Origin of the sequence: Actinomadura napierensis (assembly GCF_039529375.1) — a bacterium.
Taxonomy (GTDB): Bacteria; Actinomycetota; Actinomycetes; order Streptosporangiales; family Streptosporangiaceae; genus Spirillospora; species Spirillospora napierensis.
The window spans coordinates 168,243-185,076 of record NZ_BAAAMR010000004.1 but is presented as its reverse complement, the minus strand read 5'-3'; the positions used below and the strand labels follow the sequence as shown (position 1 = coordinate 185,076).

Below are 16,834 nucleotides of genomic sequence, written 5' to 3'. Positions count from 1 at the left end.
CGGCAGGACGGGCGGGAAGGCGGGTCGTGCGGAGCCCGGTGAGCTGGAGGGCGGCGAGGCCGAGGCCGCAGAGCAGCGTCCCGCAGGCGAGCAGGGGCGTCCGCCGCCGTCCCGCGGGCCCCGTCCGCACCGCCGGCGCCGGCGCCGCGCGGCGCCACCGGGCGAACGGATCGTACCGGTCGATCCGGGTCCCGATGGCGGCGAGCAGGGCGGGCACCACGAGCAGCGCCGCGGCGGCGGCCATGCCGACGACGGTCATCGCCGCGCAGGCGAGCGACCGCAGCGCCGGCATCGGGAACAGCAGCAGCCCGCACAGGGCCGCGAGCACGGTCACGGCCGAGAACAGCACGGTGCGGCCGGCGGTGCGCACGGACCGCTCGACGGCGGTCACGACGGTGACGCCGCGGGCCAACTCCTCGCGGTAGCGGGTGACGAGGAACAGGCTGTAGTCGATGGCCAGCCCGAAGCCGATGGCGGTGGCCAGGTTCGGCGCCAGCACCGAGATCGCCATGGCGCCGGCCAGCAGCCGCAGGACCGCGAGCGTCCCGATCACCGCGACCGCGCCGACCACGGCCGGGAGCATCGCCGCGTACGCCGAGCCGAAGGCGGCGAGCAGGATCAGGACGGTGACCGGCACGACGATGATCTCCGCGCGGCGCTGGTCCTCCTTGCCCTGCCGGCTGAACCGGACGTCCACCCACGACGGGCCGGTGGCCGACACCTTCCAGGGGCGGGCGAGGTCGCGGGCGCGCGGGACGAGCCGCTCGGCCGTCCGCGCGGCCTCGCCGTCGTCGCCGTCGAGGGTGATCGCCATGAGGGCGGACCGGCCGTCCTTGGACCGCAGGTCGGACGAGTGCGGGCTCCAGTACGACCGGACGCCCGCCACCCCCGGCTCCTTGCCGACGCGCTCGGTGAGGCGGCGGCCCCGGCGGACGGTCTTCTTCCCGGTGACGCGGTGCCCGGGTTCGACGAGCAGCACGAGGTCGGGGGGCCGCTGGTGGAAGCGGTCGGCGAGCATCCGGTCGGCCCGCGCGGACTGGGTCCCGGCGGCGCCGTACCCGCCGTTGGACAGGTGGTCGCCCAGGCCGGAGGCGGCGAGGCCGAGCAGGAGGGTCGCCAGGCCGGCCAGGGCCAGGACGGCCGTGCGCCGCCTGGCGCACAGCCGCCCGAACCGGCCCAGCAGGCGGCCGGGCCGCCCGCGGCCGCGCAGGGCGAACGGCGGCGCGGACCATCCCATCAGCCACCCCCCGGCCGGTCGTCACCTGACGTAGAGCCCGTAGGAGTCGCCGCGGCTCTCGCAGCGGTAGCCGCTGGCGCCGCCGCTGAAAACCAGTTCGGTGCCCTGGGCCTCGCAGATGAGCGAGCTGTCGTAGTCGCCGACGAACCGCCAGTCGTGCCAGTGATCGCTGCCGCCGCGGGGCGACGGGTCCGCGGCGGCATGGGCGGCCGAGAGGGGAAGGGCCGCGAGGGCCGTGGCCGCCGCGGCGGCCACGAGCAGCCGCTTGGCTGTGGTGCGCATGGGAAATCCCTTTCTGTGCGATGTGGGTAACAGATGGTGATGCTTTACGGCCGGACCGCGGGCCCGGCGCATGCACGCGGAGTCAGGCCCTGGACGGCGGGCCGGTCACCCTGAGCCACCGGGGCGGCGGGGGTCACGCGGCGGGCCGGTCACCCGGCCACGCGGTCCCACCACCAGGCGATGCCGGGAATCGGGAGCGGGTCGGTGGAGGCGTCCGACGGCCCGTCCGCCCAGCCGGGGTCCTGCAGCGGGGCGCCGGCGACCTCGACGGCGTTGTAGCGCGGCACCTTCAGCGCCCAGTCGATGTTGCCGCGGATGGCGTGACCGAGGCATTGCAGGTACTGCCGCAGCTCCTGGCTCGCTTTCGGCCGGACGTCCTCCCGCAGCCGCAGGAAGCGGGCCAGCACGCGGTCGCGCATGCCGACCCCCCGCACCATCGCCTCCTCGGCCGTCCACCCCTCGTGGTGGGCGAGGACGGTGACGAGGTTCTGGTCGGTGTGCCCCTCCCAGCACTCCTTGCGGTAGGAGTGCAGGTCGTTGTCCCAGGAGGCGACCAGGACGGCCATCTCCGTCAGGGCGCGCACGGCGGGCGAGTCCATCTCGCGCGCGGGCACTTCGGCGGCGGTGGCGATCTCCAGCATCGCCAAGGTGGGGGCTCCGCCCGCGCTGTGCAGCCGCATGGCCGTGTACTCGGCCAGGTCGGGCATGTGTCCGCGGACGCGGTTGACGATCTGCCAGGCCACGGCGAACAGCCAGGCGCGGTGCGCGTCGCAGAACCGGCGGACCTGGACGGGCGTCGCGCATTCGTGGAACGACCGTCCGATGTCCTGCAGCGCCGCCACGAGCGGGTCTTCGGTCAGGTTCTCGTAGGGCGCCTCCAGGGCGCGCTGGAGCGGCCCGGCCATGGCCAGGAACAGATCGGGCCGCGCGCTGAGCGGGCCGGAGTCGCAGCGCGCGTCGTCGAAGGCGAACCCCCAGTACACCCAGTGGGCCGCCATCTGGACGTTGTGCTCGGGCCCGAAGGGCGCGAAGCGCGCGTAGAACTCGGCGCTGTTGGTGCCGATGACGCGCCGGCGTTCGCGGTCGTCGCGGTAGAGGGGCATCCGGTCGACCCACTCGACCGCCCGCCGCTCGATCGCGTCGGCCCGCGGGTGGACGGCCGGTTCGACCGGGCAGTACACCGGCGGCAGTTCGGGGGTCGTCGCCGTGCTGGTCATGGCCGCTGTCCTCTCGGTGGTCTCGGCGGGGACTCGGTGGAGGGTTCAGTGGTCTCGGTGTTCTCGGCGGGGGAGGTGCGCCGGGCCGCTCCCGGCCGGCCCGGCGCACCAGTGGGTCAGAAGAACCAGACGCCGCCGCCGGAGCCGTTGAGGAGGTTGTCGAGGATGTGGGTGACGCCCTCGCCGCCCCCGTCGCCGCCGGAGACGGTGCTCGCCGCGGCGGCGACCGCGGTGCCGGCCATCGTCGAGACCGTCACGAACAGCACGGCGAGGAACTGCTTGATCTTTCGCATTACGGGGGTCCTTTCGGCATTCGGGGGATTGCGCCGAGTAGCTGCCCGTGACCCTGAGTGATCAAACCTGGGCGGCCGGAAATCAGCGATGCCGGTCCACCACGCACGCCGCGACCGCGAGCAGTTCCGCCGCGGCCCGGCCGGACAGCGGAAGGGCCCGCAGCCGGCCGGTCGCCGACTCCAGCCGATCTCGCGCCATTTCCTCGGTAATGGCGCGTCCACCTGCGCGTTCTATCCGGAACGCGGCTTCGCGGAGTTCCTCGTCCGCGGGTGCGCCGGTCAGCAGTTCGACCAGCCGGTCATCGCACCGCGGGCCGGCCAGTGCCGCGAGCACGGGCACGGTCTTCTTGTGGCGGCGCAGGTCACTGAAGACCGGCTTTCCGGTGACAGCGGGGTCACCCCAGATGCCGAGGACGTCGTCGACCGCCTGGAAGGCCAGGCCGAGCTCGCACCCGGCGCGGGCGAGGCCGGCCGCCAGGCCCGGCGGCGCGCCGGCGAGGACGGCGCCCATGGCGGCGGAGCACCCCAGCAGCGCGCCGGTCTTGCGGACCGCCATGGCGTGGTACTCCTCGACCGTGACCGCGTCCGGGCCGGTCCACGGCCGGGACTCGAACGCGGCGTCCGCCGCCTGGCCGCCGACCACGTCCAGCAGCGCCTCCGCCAGCAGGCCGACGGCCGCCGCGCACCGCTCGCGGCCCAGCACGTCCAGCGCGAGGGCCAGCAGCGCGTCGCCGGTCATCACGGCGGGGCCGGTCCCGTAGGCCTTCCAGAGGGACGGGCGGTGCCGGCGCCGCTCGTCGCCGTCCATGATGTCGTCGTGCACCAGCGAGAACGCGTGCACGAGCTCCACCGCGACCGCGCCGGGCAGCGCGGCCTCGTCGGGGGCGCCGGCGGCCTCGGCGCCGAGCAGGACCAGCGCCGGGCGCAGGCCCTTGCCGCCGCCGCGGGCGGGCGCGCCGCACGCGTCGCGCCAGCCGAGCGCGAACTCCGCCATCTCCACCAGCGCGGGGTCCAGGGTGTCCACCGCGGCGCGCATCGCCGGCCGGACGAGGGCACCGCAGCGGGCCATGGACTCGAAGGCGATCTCGGTCGCCTGCCGGGTGTTCGGCATCTCCACCTGCCTTGTGATCGACGGGCCGGGGCACCGGCCCCGAGGGGCCCGCCCGAACGGGACGAGCGTTCTCGGGGATCGCCGCGCACCGCCTTCACCAAACGCCGCATTCGCCGCTCGGGGCCGCGCGGGACGCGAATTCCCGGCGGCCTGACGTAGTCAGCCGCCATCGCGATCACCAGGAAAGGAAATAGCAGTGTCACGCGCCCGGCAAGAGGGCGTCACCCGTAGGCACTTCCTCGCGAGCAACATGCGACTGACCAGCGCGGACAGATCTCGCACACCGAATGATAAAGATCCTGGAATCCGAATCGGCCCCGATCTCGAAGGGTCAGTAATGCGCCGTAGATTTGAAAAGGTGGCCGCCACGGCAGGCCCTTATCGCCGGGAGACGGGTCGATTCGATCGCGCGCGGCGGTCTAACCTCAGGCCTCAGTGCGGGTATCGAGCGCACCGGTTTCACGCCCCCGGGAGACGCCGTACCGGTACACGCGAAGAGGGACTCGGTGCCGTCGCCTTGCCGAAGCCGCCCGAGCCCCTCTTCGCCCATGCGCGCCGTCTCCCGCCTGCCGGCGGAGGCCGCGGCGGGTGATCCCGATGGGCGGGACGGGGCTTCCGGGGGAAAGTAGAACTGGTTACAGTCGAAGGCGAATCCCGTTCTAGAAGGAGACCGCATGGGTACCCCGGTGATCGTCGAGGCGGTGCGCACGCCGCTCGGGAAGCGCAACGGCTGGCTGGCGGGACTGAAGCCGATGGCCGTCCTGTCGCACACGCTGATCGCCGCCGTCGAGCGCGCCGGCATCGACGCCGCCCAGGTGGAGCAGGTCTTCGCGGGCTGCGTGACGCAGGCCGGCGAGCAGGGCTCGCACATCGGCCGCTACGCCTGGCTCTACGCGGGGCTGCCCTGGCAGACCGGGGTCACCACGATCGACGCGCAGTGCGGGTCGGCGCAGCAGGCCGTCCACCTGGCCGCCTCGCAGGTCGCCGCCGGCGTCGTGGACGTCGCGATCGGCTGCGGCGTCGAGGTGATGAGCCGCGCGCCCCTCGGCACCAACGTGCTGCCGCACAACCCGCGCCCGGACGACTGGTCGCTGGACATGCCGAACCAGTTCGAGGCGGCCGAGCGGATCGCGCAGCGGCGCGGCCTCACCCGCGGCGACCTGGACGCGTTCGGCGCGCGGTCGCAGCAGCTGGCCGCCAAGGCGTGGGCGGACGGCCGGTTCGAGCGGGAGATCGTCCCGATCGAGGCGCCGGTGCTGGACGCCGAGGGCGAGCCGACCGGCGAGACCCGCACCGTCACCCGCGACCAGGGCCTGCGCGAGACGACCGCCGAGGGCCTGGCCAAGCTCAAGCCCGTCCTCGGCGAGGGCTCGCTGCACACCGCCGGGACCTCGTCGCAGATCTCCGACGGCGCCGCCGCGGTGGTCGTCATGTCCGAGGAGAAGGCGTTCGAGCTGGGGCTGCGCCCGCGCGCCCGGATCAGGGCGCAGGCGCTGGTCGGCGGCGAGCCGTACTACCACCTGGACGGGCCGGTCCAGTCGACCGAGCGGGTCTTGAAGCGGGCCGGCATGACGATGGGCGACATCGACATCAGCGAGGTCAACGAGGCGTTCGCGTCGGTCGCTCTGTCCTGGGCGTCGGTGCACGAGCCGGACATGGACACCGTCAACGTCAACGGCGGCGCGATCGCGATCGGCCACCCGGTCGGCGCCACCGGCGCCCGCCTGATCACCACGGCGCTGCACGAGCTGGAGCGCCGGGACGCGCAGACGGCGCTGATCACGATGTGCTGCGGCGGCGCGCTGTCGACGGCGAGCATCATCGAGCGCATCTGACGAGGACGCGTCCGACAAGGGGGGACCCCGGATGCGGAGCGCCGTTCCGCACTCCGTTAGGGTCCCCCCGAACCGACTCGCCCGACCGATTGGGCGCGAAAGGCGGTCTCGTGGAGCCGGTACCCGAAGATCTCGGCGGGGGGCTGTGGAGCGTTCCCGTCCCCATTCCGGGCAACCCGCTGGCCTACACGCTGGTGTACGCGGTGGAGAGCCCGCAGGGCCCCGTCCTCATCGACGCGGGCTGGGAGCACGAGGACGCCTGGACGGCCCTGCGCGACGGGCTCGGCACCTTCGGCATCGACGTCGCCGACGTGCGGGGGGTCGTCGTCACGCACTTCCACCCCGACCACGCGGGGCTCGCCGGGCGGGTCCGCGAGGCGTCCGGCGGGTGGATCGCGATGCACCGCGCGGACACCGAGATCGTCCGGCTGTTCCACACCAGCCTCGGGCACGAGGAGCGCCGCTCGTTCGAGCTGACCTCGATGCGCCGCGCCGGGGCCGGCGAGTCGGAGCTGGCGGGCGGGATGGAGCAGCCGCGGGTGGACCCGCCGGCCATCCCCGACCGCGAGCTGGACGACGGCGAGCTGGTCGACGTCCCCGGCCGCAGGCTGCGGGTCGTCTGGACGCCCGGGCACTCCCCCGGCCACATCTGCCTGCACCTGGAGGACGGCGACCGGATGTTCACCGGCGACCACGTCCTGCCGCGCATCACCCCGCACATCGGCCTCTACCCCTACGACACTCCGGACGTGGACCCGCTGTCGGACTTCCTCGGCTCGCTGGACAAGATCTCGGCGATGTCCGCGGACGAGGTGCTGCCCGCGCACCAGTACCGGTTCAACGGCCTGTCCGGCCGGGCGCGGGAGATCATCGGCCACCACGAGGAGCGGCTCGCGGAGGTGACGGCGCTGCTGTCGTCGCGCCCGGTCACGCTCTGGGACGTCACCGCGGGACTCACCTGGCGGCATCCGTGGCAGGAGATGCCGCTCGGCGCCCGCCGGATGGCGGCCGGCGAGGCGGCCGCGCACCTGCGGACGCTGGAGAACCGCGGCGTCGTCCGCCGCGACGGCGCCGACGACCCCCTCCGCTACGTCCTGAGCTAGCGAGAAAGCCGGTCAGGAGCGCAGGCTGATGCGGCGGCTCTCCAGCCACCGCTGATCGTCCTCGGTCCACATCAGGGCCTCGGGCTCGGCGGCGATGAGCCGCTCGAGCTCTGCCGTCGTAAGCGCGGCCGGCTCCGTCCACACCTGCGGGCGCGGCCACGCCGCCCGCCGGGCCCGGCGCTTGCGGACCGCCGCCCTGACGAGATCGACGACGGCGTACACCAGGATCCCGCCGGCCACCAGTGCGAGAAACATCGCGGGACCTCCCCTCCCCCGAACACGGGCGCGTACAAGGGTGACATTCCCCCACATACGGCCCTACACCGCTCGATGCCGGACAACGGCGTGCGCACGGGCGTCGCCACAGGGTGACGGGGCGATGCGATCCGAGTCACTCTGCAGTCTGGACTCTTGATGAGACTCCAGTCTCATGTTAGAACGTGTTCTATATCCGGATGCCAAGCAAGCGTTCGATCACAAGATCATCCGACCGGCGTCCGACGCCGGTGACCGGCCCCGCGTGGCGCGACACGGAGCCACCGTCCCGTCCTCGAAGTGACCAGCCCGCACCGGCTCGAAGGAAACCCATGGCCACTGAGATCCGTACCGCTCCCACCCCGGCCTTCGTCGCCCCCGAGATCGACGTCATCGATCCGGGCGTCTACGAGCGCGGCGGCATCCCGCACCGCCAGTTCGCGTGGCTGCGCGACAACGACCCCGTGCACTGGCACGCCGATCCCAACGACGGGGTCGACGGCTTCTGGGCGGTGACCCGGCACGAGGACGTGGTGCGCGCGTCGCGGCGTCCCGACCTGTACTCCTCGCACGAGCGGTCGGCGATGTTCGAGGAGTTCAGCGACGAGGACATCGCGCTGTACGGGCAGATGATGCTGTTCCAGGACCCGCCGGACCACACCCGGCTGCGCGGCATGGTCAACAAGGGCTTCACCCCCCGGATGATCGGCAAGCTGCAGGGCCACATCCGGGAGATCTGCAACCAGCTCATCGACGAGGCGGCCGAGCTGGGCGAGTGCGACTTCGTCGAGCACTTCGCGGCGCCGCTGCCGCTGTACACGATCTGCGAGCTGCTCGGCGCGCCGCTGGAGGACCGCGAGAAGATCTTCGCCTGGTCCAACAAGCTGGTGGCCTTCAACGACCCCGAGTACATCGGGGACCGCACCGAGTCGCAGCTGTGCGCCGCCGAGTTCGCCGGCTGGGCGGGCGAGCTCGCCGCCGCGCGCGCGACGACGCCGCGCGACGACATCGTGACCAAGCTGCTCACCCCGGACGCGGACGGCGGCCGGATCAGCGACGAGGAGTTCCAGCTCTTCGTGATCATGCTGTCGATCGCCGGGAACGAGACGACCCGGACCGCGACGGCGGGCGGCATGCAGGCGTTCTTCGAGCGCCCCGAGCAGTGGGAGCGGCTGAAGGCCGACCGGAGCCTGCTGCCCACGGCGGTCGAGGAGATCGTCCGCTGGGTGAGCCCGATCAACCAGTTCCGCCGCACGGCGATGGAAGACGTCGAGATGGGCGGCAAGCTGATCCGCAAGGGCGACAAGGTCGTGCTGTTCTACGGGTCGGCGAACCGGGACGAGCGGGTCTTCGACCACCCGTTCTCCTTCGACGTCGGCCGCGACCCGAACCCGCACATCGGGTTCGGCGGCGGCGGCCCGCACTTCTGCCTCGGCACCCACCTGGCCCGGATGAACCTGAAGATGATCTTCGAGACGATCCTGGACCGGATGCCCGACATCGCACCGGCCGGCGAGCCGCGCCGGCTGCGCTCCAACTTCGTCAACGGGCTGAAGGAGCTGCCCGTGCGCTTCACCCCGTCCCCCCGCCACGGTTGACGATCGAGGTCCCCCCGGACATGGAGGTCCAGGCGCGATGACCACCACCCCTGAGATCGACCTGGTGGAGCCCGGCGCGTACGAGCGCGGCGGCATCCCCCACGAGCAGCTGGCGTGGCTGCGCGAGCACGACCCGGTGCACCGGCACCACGGCGACCCCGGCCGGGACTACCCGCCCTTCTGGGCGGTCACCCGGCACGCGGACGTGGTGCACGTGTCCCGGCATCCGGAGATCTTCTCCTCCTACGAGCGGCTCGCGCTGTTCGACGAGCCGCCGGAGGAGCATCTGGCGCTGCAGCGGCTGATGATGCTGAACCAGGATCCGCCGGAGCACTCGCGCAAGCGCGGCATCGTCAACCGGGGGTTCACCCCGCGCGCGATCGGCGCGCTCGCCGACCACATCAGGGAGATCTGCGGGAGGCTGGTGGCCGAAGCGGTCGAGCGGGGCGGAGAGGCGGACTTCGTCCGCGACCTCGCCGCGCCGCTGCCGCTGTACGTCATCTGCGAGCTGCTGGGCGCCCCGCCGGAGGACCGGGAGAAGATCTTCCACTGGTCCAACACGCTGATCGGCGGGGACGACCCGGAGTTCCAGCGGACGCCGGAGGAAGGCCAGGAGGCGGCGACGCAGCTGTACGCCTACGCCAACGTGCTGGCCGCCGACCGGCGGGAGAACCCGCGCGAGGACATCGTCACCCGGCTGCTGCAGCCGGACGCCGACGGCCAGGTCCTGGACGGCGACGAGTTCGAGCTGTTCGTGATGCTGCTGTCGGTGGCCGGCAACGAGACGACCCGCAACGCCGCGTCCGGCGGGATGCTGGCGCTGCTGGAGCACCCCGAGCAGTGGGCGCGGCTGCGGGCCGACCGGGCGCTGGTGCGGACGGCGGCGGACGAGATCGTCCGCTGGGTGACGCCGGTCAACATGTTCCGCCGGACGGCCGTCCGGGACACCGAGCTGGGCGGACGCCGGATCTCCGAGGGCGACAAGGTCGTGGTGTTCTACGCCTCCGCCAACCGGGACGAGGCGGTGTTCGCCGACCCCGGCGCCTTCGACGTCGGCCGGGACCCGAACCCCCACCTGGGGTTCGGTGGCGGCGGGCCGCACTTCTGCCTGGGCTCCCATCTCGCCCGGCTCGAGCTGAGTGTGCTTTTCGAAACACTTTTGGACACTGTGCCCAATATTGAACTCGGCGGTAACGTACGGAGGCTAAGGTCTAGTTTCATCAACGGCATAAAGGAGATGCCGGTGCGTGTGCGACCGGCGTCCCGCGACTGACGGGAGTGGTGCGTGGGCAGGTACTGGCGTGGGTGAGGCAGACGAGCCGGGCGGACCGTTGCGGGTGGCCCTGCTCTCCTACCGGAGCAAGCCGCACTGCGGCGGCCAGGGCGTCTACCTCCGGCATCTGAGCCGGGAACTGGTCGACCTGGGGCACACCGTGGAGGTGCTGTCCGGCCAGCCGTATCCGGAGCTGGACCGCGACGAGATCGCCCTCACCAAGATCCCGAGCCTGGACCTGTACCGGGACGAGGACCCGTTCCGCACTCCGTCGCTCGGCGAGTTCCGCGACTGGGTCGACGTCCTGGAGTTCGCGCACATGAAGACCGGCGGCTTCCCCGAGCCGCTGACCTTCAGCCTGCGCGCGCTGCGCGAGCTGAGGCGCCGCCGCCGCGACTTCGACGTCGTGCACGACAACCAGGTCCTCGGCCTCGGCAACCTCGCCATCACCCGGCTCGGCCTGCCGCTGGTGACCAGCATCCACCACCCGATCAGCGTCGACCGGCGGATCGAACTGGAGGCCGCGCAGGGCGTCAAGCAGAAGCTCGGCAAGCGCCGCTGGTACGGGTTCGTCGCCATGCAGGCGCAGGTGTCGCGGCGGATCGGCCCGGTGCTGACGGTGTCGGACTCGTCCAAGGTCGACATCGTCAAGGACTTCAAGGTCGACCCGCGCGACATCGAGATCCTCCCGCTCGGCGTCGACACCCGGATCTTCCACCCGCGCGGAGAGCGCGTCCCCGGCCGGATCGTCGCGATGGCCAGCGCGGACGCCCCGATCAAGGGCGTCGACGTGCTGCTGCGCGCGGTCGCCAAGGTCGCCACCGAGCGGGACGTGCACGTCATCGTGGTCAGCCGCCCGCAGAAGGACGGCCCGACCGAGAAGCTGGTGAGGGAGCTGGCGCTCGGCGAGCGGGTCCGGTTCGTCAGCGGCATCAGCGACGACGAGCTGGGCGACCTGCTGGCGTCCGCGGAGATCGCCGTCGTCCCGTCCCGCTACGAGGGCTTCTCGCTGCCCGCCGTCGAGCACATGGCGTCCGGCAGCCCGCTGGTCGCCAGCCGCGCCGGCGCGCTGCCCGAGGTCGTCGGCGACGCGGGCGTGCTCGTCGCGCCCGGCGACGTCGAGGAGCTGGCCGCGACGCTGCGCCTGCTGCACGACTCCCCCGGGGAGCGGGCACGCGTGGGCGCCGCCGGGCTGGCCCGCGTGCAGGAGCGGTTCGCCTGGCCGGCCGTGGCGAAGGCCACCGTCGAGCACTACCGCGCCGCGATCCGCGAGCGGAACTACCTGCGGCTCGCCGCGTCCAAGCGGGCGGCCGGCGGCTGAGACGGGCGGCACCCGTAAGGGGCCGCATCACGCAAGACCGCATGTGAGAAGTGCAGTGGGAGCCCCATCCGGGCTCCCGTACGGAAGGAGCACGACCCTGCTGACCGTGGATTTCCAGCGGTTCCGCATCACCCCCGGGGACCGCATCCTCGACATGGGATGCGGGGCCGGACGGCACGCCTTCGAGCTGTACCGACGGGGTGCGCACGTCGTGGCCTTCGACCTCGACGCGGACGAGCTGGCCGGCGTCGAGACGATGTTCGGCGCCATGCGCCTGGAGGGCGAGGTCCCCGCGGGCGCGACGGCCGAGACCGTGCAGGGCGACGCGCTGGACCTGCCGTTCCCCGACGACCACTTCGACAAGATCATCGCGTCCGAGGTGTTCGAGCACATCCCCGACGACATGCGGGCGATGCGGGAGCTGCTGCGGGTGCTCAGGCCGGGCGGCAGGCTCGCCGTGACGGTGCCGAGCTGGCTGCCCGAACGGGTCTGCTGGGCGCTGTCGGAGGACTACCACACCGCCCCCGGCGGCCACGTGCGGATCTACACGCGCGCGGAGCTGGAGGCGAAGTTCAAGTCGATCGGCTTCAAGGTCGGCGGCCACCACCACGCGCACGGGCTGCACGCCCCGTACTGGTGGATCAAGTGCGCGGTCGGCGTGAACGACGACGGCAACCCGCTCGCCAAGGCCTACCACCAGATCCTCGTCTGGGACATCATGAAGCGGCCGCTGGCGACCCGGCTGGCCGAGCGCGCGCTGAACCCGCTGATCGGCAAGAGCGTCGTCGTGTACTTCACCAAGCCCGCGGCGACGAGTACGCCGGCGGCCCCGGCCAAGGAGACGGCGGATGCCGTCTGAGACCGCTCCCCCCTCCGTACCGGGGGTCGTGACCTCGGACGACATCGTCGCCACGGCCCGCAGCATCGCCCGCCAGCAGGAGGCGTCCGGCGCGATCCCGTGGTTCTCGCCGACCCACGGGGTGCCCGGCCACGTCGACGCCTGGAACCACGTCGAGGCCGCGATGGCGCTGACCGTCGCCGGGCTCGGCGAGCAGGCGCGGCGGGCCTACGAGTGGCTGGCCGACGTGCAGCGCCCGGACGGGTCGTGGCCCGCGAAGTGGGTGCTGGGCGAGGTCACCGAGCCGGGCGGCGAGTCCAACCAGGCCGCCTACGTCGCCGTCGGCGTCTGGCACGAGCTGGTGTGCACCGGCGACGACGACTTCGCGCGGCGGATGTGGCCGACGGTGCGCCGGGCGGTCGACTTCGTCCTCGGCCTGCAGACCCGGCGCGGCGAGATCATCTGGATCCGGCACGAGAGCGGCGAGGCGTCCGACCACGCGCTGCTGACCGGCTGCTCGTCGATCTACCAGTCGCTGCGCTGCGCGGTCGCGCTGGCGGAGCACCTCGGCGAGCCGCAGCCGGAGTGGGAACTCGCCGCCGACCAGCTCGGCCACGTGGTGGCCGCGCATCCGGAGGCGTTCGCCGACAAGAGCCGCTGGTCGATGGACTGGTACTACCCGGTGCTCGGCGGTCCGGTGCGCGGCGAGGCCGCCGCGCGGCGGCTGGCGGAGCAATGGGACACCTTCGTCGTGCCGGGACTCGGCTGCCGCTGCGTGTCCGACCAGCCGTGGGTGACGGCGGCGGAGAGCTGCGAGCTGGTGATGGCGCTGGACGCGGCGGGCGACCGCGACCGGGCGCTGGAGCTGTTCGCCTCCATCCAGCACCTGCGGCACGAGGACGGCTCGTACTGGACGGGCTGGCAGTTCGAGAACGAGCGGCATTTCCCCGGGGACCGTTCCACCTACACGGCGGCGGCGGTGGTCCTGGCGGCGGACGCGCTGGCGGACGCCTCGCCGGGGGCGCGGCTGTTCAAGGAGATCGCCGGGCGCCCGCTCGGGCCGTGCGCCGCGTCCGACCCGCTGGCGTGCGGCTGCGCGCTGGTCCCGGTGCGGTAGCCATAACCATGTGGGGGGGCGACCCCCCACACCCCCCGCTGCGGGGGCGCCCGGCGCCCTCCGCTCCGCTGGCGCTCCGCTGCGGGCTTCGGCCACCCCCGGTGGGGGGCCGGCCCCCCACGCCCCCCGGTGGGGGCTCCGCCCCCACACCCCCCCGGTGGGGTTCCCGGTGTTGCGCGGTGGCCGTTCTGCGGCTTATGAGGCGCCTGGGGCGGCGGGTCGGGGGGCGGCGGCCGGGTCCGCTTCGGAGACGCGCTCCAGGACGCGTAGGGAGCCTTGTGCTCGGCGCTCTTCGAACGCGCCGCTCGCCAGCGCCCGAAGGTAGACGTGGTAAGGGGGCCGCCCGCCGTCCTTCGGGTCGGGGAACACGTCGTGGATCACCAGCGCGCCGCCGACCGCGACGTGCGGCGACCAGCCCTCGTAGTCGCCCTGCGCGTGCTCCTCGGCGTGGCCGCCGTCGATGAACAGCAGCGCGAGGGGGGTGCGCCAGAACGCCGCGACCGTCCGGGACTGCCCGACGACGGCGACGACGTGCTCCTCCAGGCCGGCGGCGCCGACCGTCTTGCGGAAGGTCGGCAGCGTGTCCATCCGGCCGGTGCTCGGGTCGACCAGGGACGGGTCGTGGTGCTCCCAGCCCGCCTGGTTCTCCTCGGAACCGTGGTGGTGGTCGACGGTGACGACGACCGTGCCGGCCAGCCGGGCGGCGGCGCCGAGGTAGATCGCCGACTTCCCGCAGTACGTCCCGACCTCCAGCAGCGGACCGGTGGCGGCGAGCCGCGCCCCGTACTCCAGAGCCGTCTCGTAGAGGACGCGGCCCTCGTCGTCCGGCATGAAGCCCTTGGCGCAGCGGGCGGCGCGCAGGAGGTCCGCCGGCATCGCGGGAGGGCCGGCCGGGCGGTCCGCGGCCCCGGTCGTCCCCGGGAGGGTGGACGCCTCGTGAAAAGCGGACGGGGTTCCAGTCATCGGGGCACACTATCCGACGCCGAATGAGACTCGGGTCTCGGCCCGGTCTTGCCACCTCAGAATGGAACGTGTTCTACTTTTCCGGGCGGGCGACCGGCGGCAGAACCCCGTTCGGTAGGTTGGGCGCCGAGCACCGGGCCGGCGGGGCCGCGCCGCCGTGCGGACCTCCCCGGGACCGCCCGCCCATCCGGGAACGCGAACGGAGTAGCCGATGAGAGTACGAGTCGACCCGCTGGTGTGCGAGGCCAACGGCGTCTGTGTCGGGCTCGCCCCCGAGGTCTTCGACCTCAACGACGACGACGAGCTGGAGATCCTCAAGCCGGACGTGCCGGCGGACGAGGCCGACCACGTCCGGCATGCGGTGCGCTCCTGCCCGAAGGCCGCCCTGAGCCTGGAGGAGTAGGCGCCCCGCGGTTCGTCAGCGGCCCGGTCCGCGTGCCATCCTGCTGCCTGTCCGTCAGGCGACTAGACGATCGTGGAGTGCGGGTGGCGTTCGCAGCTGCAGCGGGCCGTCTCCGGACGGCCCGGACGCTCGCGTCCGTTGTGGCGGCGGCGCTGGCCGTCCCCCTGGCGGTGCCGCCGGCGGCGCTCGCGGCCGCGCCGCTCACCGGGCGGCACATCCGCGACGTCCAGGGGGCGGCGCACCTCTCGCCCCTGAACGGCGCGACGGTCGTCAACGTCCCCGGCGTCGTCACCGCCGTGACCGGCAACGGCTTCTGGATGCAGGACCCGCACCCCGACCGCAACGACGCGACGTCCGAGGGCGTGTTCGTCTTCACCCGCACCCGGCCGTCCGCCGTGGCCCGGGACGCGGTCCGGGTGAGCGGGAAGGTCAGCGAGTTCCGGCCGGGCGGCGCCTCGTCCGCCGGGCTCGCCCGCACCGAGATCGACGCCACCTCGACCGCCGTCGCCGGGCACGGCGCCGCGCTGCCCGCCCCCGTCGTGCTCGGGCCGGGCGGGCGCCGTCCGCCGTCCGCCGTGGTCTCGGCCCGGAGCGGGGACGTGGAGAAGGGCGGCGCGCTCGACCCGAAGCACAGCGGCCTCGACTTCTACGAGTCGCTGGAGGGGATGCGCGTCCGGATCGGCGACGCCGTCGCCGTCGGACCGTCCAGCGACGGGCAGGTGCCGGTGCTGCCCGCCAACGGCGCCGGCGCCGGGACGCGGACCGGGCGCGGCGGCATCCTGCTGCGCGACGGCGACGCCAACCCCGAGCGGATCGTCCTGGACGACGCGCTCGCGCCGCTGCCGGGGATGAACGTCGGCGACCGGCTGCCCGGCGCGAACGACGGCGTGCTCGACTACTCCTACGGCGACTTCACGCTGCTGCTCACCTCCACCCCGCGGCGCGCCGGGGGCGGGCTGCCGCAGGAGGTCGCCCGGCCACAGAGGCCCGGCGAACTCGCGGTCGGCACCGCGGGGCTGGCCGGCCTGAACCCCGACAGCCCGCCGCAGCGCTTCCGCGACCTCGCCGGCGACATCGTCCAGGGGCTGGGCTCCCCCGACCTCGTCGCGGTCAGCGGGCTGCAGGACAACAACGGCCCGCGCGACGACGGCACCGTCGCAACCGACCAGACCGTCGCGCAGCTGATCACCGCGATCAGCGAGGCGGGCGGCCCCGCCTACGACTGGCGCTCGGTGAACCCGCGCGACGGCGCCGACGGCGGCGGGAAGGGCGGCAACAGCCGGATCGGGTTCCTGTTCCGCACCGACCGGGGGCTGGCGTTCGTGGACCGTCCCGCGCCCGCCGACCCGATGGCGGAGGACCCGCCCGCCGGGCAACCCGACCCGTCCGTCACGGCGGCGAAGGCGGTGCGGCGGACGGGCGGCACGGCGGGCCTGTCACTGTCCCCCGGCCGGATCGCGCCGCGCGACGCCGCCTGGAGCGGCGCCCGCAAGCCGCTGGCCGGCGAGGTCACCTGGCGGGGCCGCCGCATCATCGTCGTCGCCGACGACTGGTACCCGCGCAGCGGCGACGACCAGCCCGTCTTCGGCCGGTTCCAACCGCCGTCCCGGCCCACCGAGTGGCGCCGCGACGCGCAGGCCCGCGTGGTCGCCGGGTTCGTCAGGTCGGTGCAGGCGGCGGGCGGGAAGGCCGACGTGATCGTGACGGGCGGCCTCAGCGACGGCGGGACGTCCGCGCCGGTCCGGACGCTGACGACGGGCACCGGGCTGACCGACCTGCCCGCCAGGCTGCCCGCGAAGGAGCGCTACACCACCGTGTCCGGCGGGAACTCCGAGGACCTCGACCACATCCTGCTCAGCCGGTCCCTGCAGAAGCGCAAGCACGAGTTCGACATCGTGCACCGCGGCTCGGAGTTCGCGGCGCGCGCCGGGGACCACGACCCGACCGTGGTGCGCATCGACCTGTCCGGGAAGTGACGGGCGCCACCC

At 73.4% G+C, this 16,834-nt stretch carries 16 protein-coding genes; 9 read left to right on the top strand and 7 right to left on the bottom strand.

Annotation, left to right across the window (positions count from 1 at the left end):
* The 5 genes from ABD296_RS04540 to ABD296_RS04520 all read right to left on the bottom strand — a co-directional run.
* Positions 1 to 1,237, bottom strand: a 1,237-nt coding sequence (locus ABD296_RS04540) for an MMPL family transporter (protein WP_344261720.1), incomplete at its 3' end; no start/stop codon positions are given.
* A 21-nt stretch (positions 1,238 to 1,258) separates the two neighbouring features.
* Positions 1,259 to 1,519 (bottom strand): hypothetical protein, encoded by a 261-nt coding sequence (locus ABD296_RS04535; RefSeq protein WP_344261718.1) that lies wholly within the window; start codon positions 1,517 to 1,519, stop codon positions 1,259 to 1,261.
* Between the two features lie 149 nt (positions 1,520 to 1,668).
* Positions 1,669 to 2,736, bottom strand: a complete 1,068-nt coding sequence (locus ABD296_RS04530) for a terpene synthase family protein (RefSeq protein WP_344261716.1) — start codon at positions 2,734 to 2,736, stop codon at positions 1,669 to 1,671.
* A gap of 116 nt (positions 2,737 to 2,852) precedes the next feature.
* A complete protein-coding gene (locus ABD296_RS04525; RefSeq protein WP_344261714.1) occupies positions 2,853 to 3,029 on the bottom strand; it encodes a hypothetical protein in 177 nt (58 codons plus the stop codon).
* A gap of 82 nt (positions 3,030 to 3,111) precedes the next feature.
* On the bottom strand, positions 3,112 to 4,140 hold the full coding sequence (locus ABD296_RS04520; protein ID WP_344261743.1) for a polyprenyl synthetase family protein: 1,029 nt from the start codon (positions 4,138 to 4,140) through the stop codon (positions 3,112 to 3,114).
* A gap of 674 nt (positions 4,141 to 4,814) precedes the next feature.
* Here ABD296_RS04520 and ABD296_RS04515 point away from each other — a divergent pair.
* A complete protein-coding gene (locus ABD296_RS04515) occupies positions 4,815 to 5,975 on the top strand; it encodes a steroid 3-ketoacyl-CoA thiolase (RefSeq protein ID WP_344261712.1) in 1,161 nt (386 codons plus the stop codon).
* Positions 5,976 to 6,085: 110 nt separating this feature from the next.
* Positions 6,086 to 7,078: an MBL fold metallo-hydrolase gene (locus tag ABD296_RS04510; protein WP_344261710.1), complete on the top strand. Its 993-nt coding sequence runs from the start codon at positions 6,086 to 6,088 to the stop codon at positions 7,076 to 7,078.
* Between the two features lie 12 nt (positions 7,079 to 7,090).
* Here ABD296_RS04510 and ABD296_RS04505 read toward each other — a convergent pair whose 3' ends face one another.
* Positions 7,091 to 7,333 carry a hypothetical protein gene (locus ABD296_RS04505; RefSeq protein ID WP_344261708.1) on the bottom strand — a complete coding sequence of 81 codons (243 nt, stop codon included), beginning with the start codon at positions 7,331 to 7,333 and terminating at the stop codon, positions 7,091 to 7,093.
* 332 nt (positions 7,334 to 7,665) lie between these two features.
* Here ABD296_RS04505 and ABD296_RS04500 point away from each other — a divergent pair, with 332 nt between their 5' ends.
* From ABD296_RS04500 to ABD296_RS04480, 5 genes are all read left to right on the top strand, one after another.
* Entirely contained in the window at positions 7,666 to 8,931 is a 1,266-nt protein-coding gene (locus tag ABD296_RS04500; RefSeq protein WP_344261706.1) for a cytochrome P450, read from the top strand.
* Between the two features lie 37 nt (positions 8,932 to 8,968).
* The gene (locus ABD296_RS04495; protein WP_344261704.1) at positions 8,969 to 10,204 is read left to right on the top strand and encodes a cytochrome P450; all 1,236 of its coding nucleotides are present in this window, start codon (positions 8,969 to 8,971) and stop codon (positions 10,202 to 10,204) included.
* Positions 10,205 to 10,232: 28 nt separating this feature from the next.
* Entirely contained in the window at positions 10,233 to 11,525 is a 1,293-nt protein-coding gene (locus ABD296_RS04490; RefSeq protein ID WP_344261702.1) for a glycosyltransferase family 4 protein, read from the top strand.
* Positions 11,526 to 11,622: 97 nt separating this feature from the next.
* Positions 11,623 to 12,384: a class I SAM-dependent methyltransferase gene (locus tag ABD296_RS04485; protein WP_344261741.1), complete on the top strand. Its 762-nt coding sequence runs from the start codon at positions 11,623 to 11,625 to the stop codon at positions 12,382 to 12,384.
* Positions 12,374 to 13,480: a glycoside hydrolase family 15 protein gene (locus tag ABD296_RS04480; protein ID WP_344261700.1), complete on the top strand. Its 1,107-nt coding sequence runs from the start codon at positions 12,374 to 12,376 to the stop codon at positions 13,478 to 13,480. The genes ABD296_RS04485 and ABD296_RS04480 overlap by 11 nt, the downstream gene beginning before the upstream one ends.
* Positions 13,481 to 13,675: 195 nt before the next feature.
* On the opposite strand, the gene ABD296_RS04475 is transcribed toward ABD296_RS04480, so the two are convergent.
* Entirely contained in the window at positions 13,676 to 14,356 is a 681-nt protein-coding gene (locus ABD296_RS04475; protein WP_344261739.1) for a class I SAM-dependent methyltransferase, read from the bottom strand.
* 298 nt (positions 14,357 to 14,654) lie between these two features.
* On the opposite strand from ABD296_RS04475, the gene ABD296_RS04470 reads away from it, so the two are divergent.
* Entirely contained in the window at positions 14,655 to 14,846 is a 192-nt protein-coding gene (locus tag ABD296_RS04470; protein WP_344261698.1) for a ferredoxin, read from the top strand.
* A gap of 83 nt (positions 14,847 to 14,929) precedes the next feature.
* Positions 14,930 to 16,822, top strand: coding sequence for an endonuclease/exonuclease/phosphatase (locus ABD296_RS04465; RefSeq protein ID WP_344261696.1), 1,893 nt, complete (start codon positions 14,930 to 14,932; stop codon positions 16,820 to 16,822).
* The last annotated feature ends 12 nt before the right edge of the window (positions 16,823 to 16,834 follow it).

What these genes read in the sequence shown, in the direction of transcription:
- ABD296_RS04535 (WP_344261718.1), bottom strand. Translation starts at nt 1,519, where the DNA reads ATGCGCACCACAGCCAAGCGGCTGCTCGTGGCCGCCGCGGCGGCCACG.
- ABD296_RS04530 (WP_344261716.1), bottom strand. Translation starts at nt 2,736, where the DNA reads ATGACCAGCACGGCGACGACCCCCGAACTGCCGCCGGTGTACTGCCCG.
- ABD296_RS04525 (WP_344261714.1), bottom strand. Translation starts at nt 3,029, where the DNA reads ATGCGAAAGATCAAGCAGTTCCTCGCCGTGCTGTTCGTGACGGTCTCG.
- ABD296_RS04520 (WP_344261743.1), bottom strand. Translation starts at nt 4,140, where the DNA reads ATGCCGAACACCCGGCAGGCGACCGAGATCGCCTTCGAGTCCATGGCC.
- ABD296_RS04515 (WP_344261712.1), top strand. Translation starts at nt 4,815, where the DNA reads ATGGGTACCCCGGTGATCGTCGAGGCGGTGCGCACGCCGCTCGGGAAG.
- ABD296_RS04505 (WP_344261708.1), bottom strand. Translation starts at nt 7,333, where the DNA reads ATGTTTCTCGCACTGGTGGCCGGCGGGATCCTGGTGTACGCCGTCGTC.
- ABD296_RS04500 (WP_344261706.1), top strand. Translation starts at nt 7,666, where the DNA reads ATGGCCACTGAGATCCGTACCGCTCCCACCCCGGCCTTCGTCGCCCCC.
- ABD296_RS04495 (WP_344261704.1), top strand. Translation starts at nt 8,969, where the DNA reads ATGACCACCACCCCTGAGATCGACCTGGTGGAGCCCGGCGCGTACGAG.
- ABD296_RS04480 (WP_344261700.1), top strand. Translation starts at nt 12,374, where the DNA reads ATGCCGTCTGAGACCGCTCCCCCCTCCGTACCGGGGGTCGTGACCTCG.
- ABD296_RS04475 (WP_344261739.1), bottom strand. Translation starts at nt 14,356, where the DNA reads ATGCCGGCGGACCTCCTGCGCGCCGCCCGCTGCGCCAAGGGCTTCATG.
- ABD296_RS04470 (WP_344261698.1), top strand. Translation starts at nt 14,655, where the DNA reads ATGAGAGTACGAGTCGACCCGCTGGTGTGCGAGGCCAACGGCGTCTGT.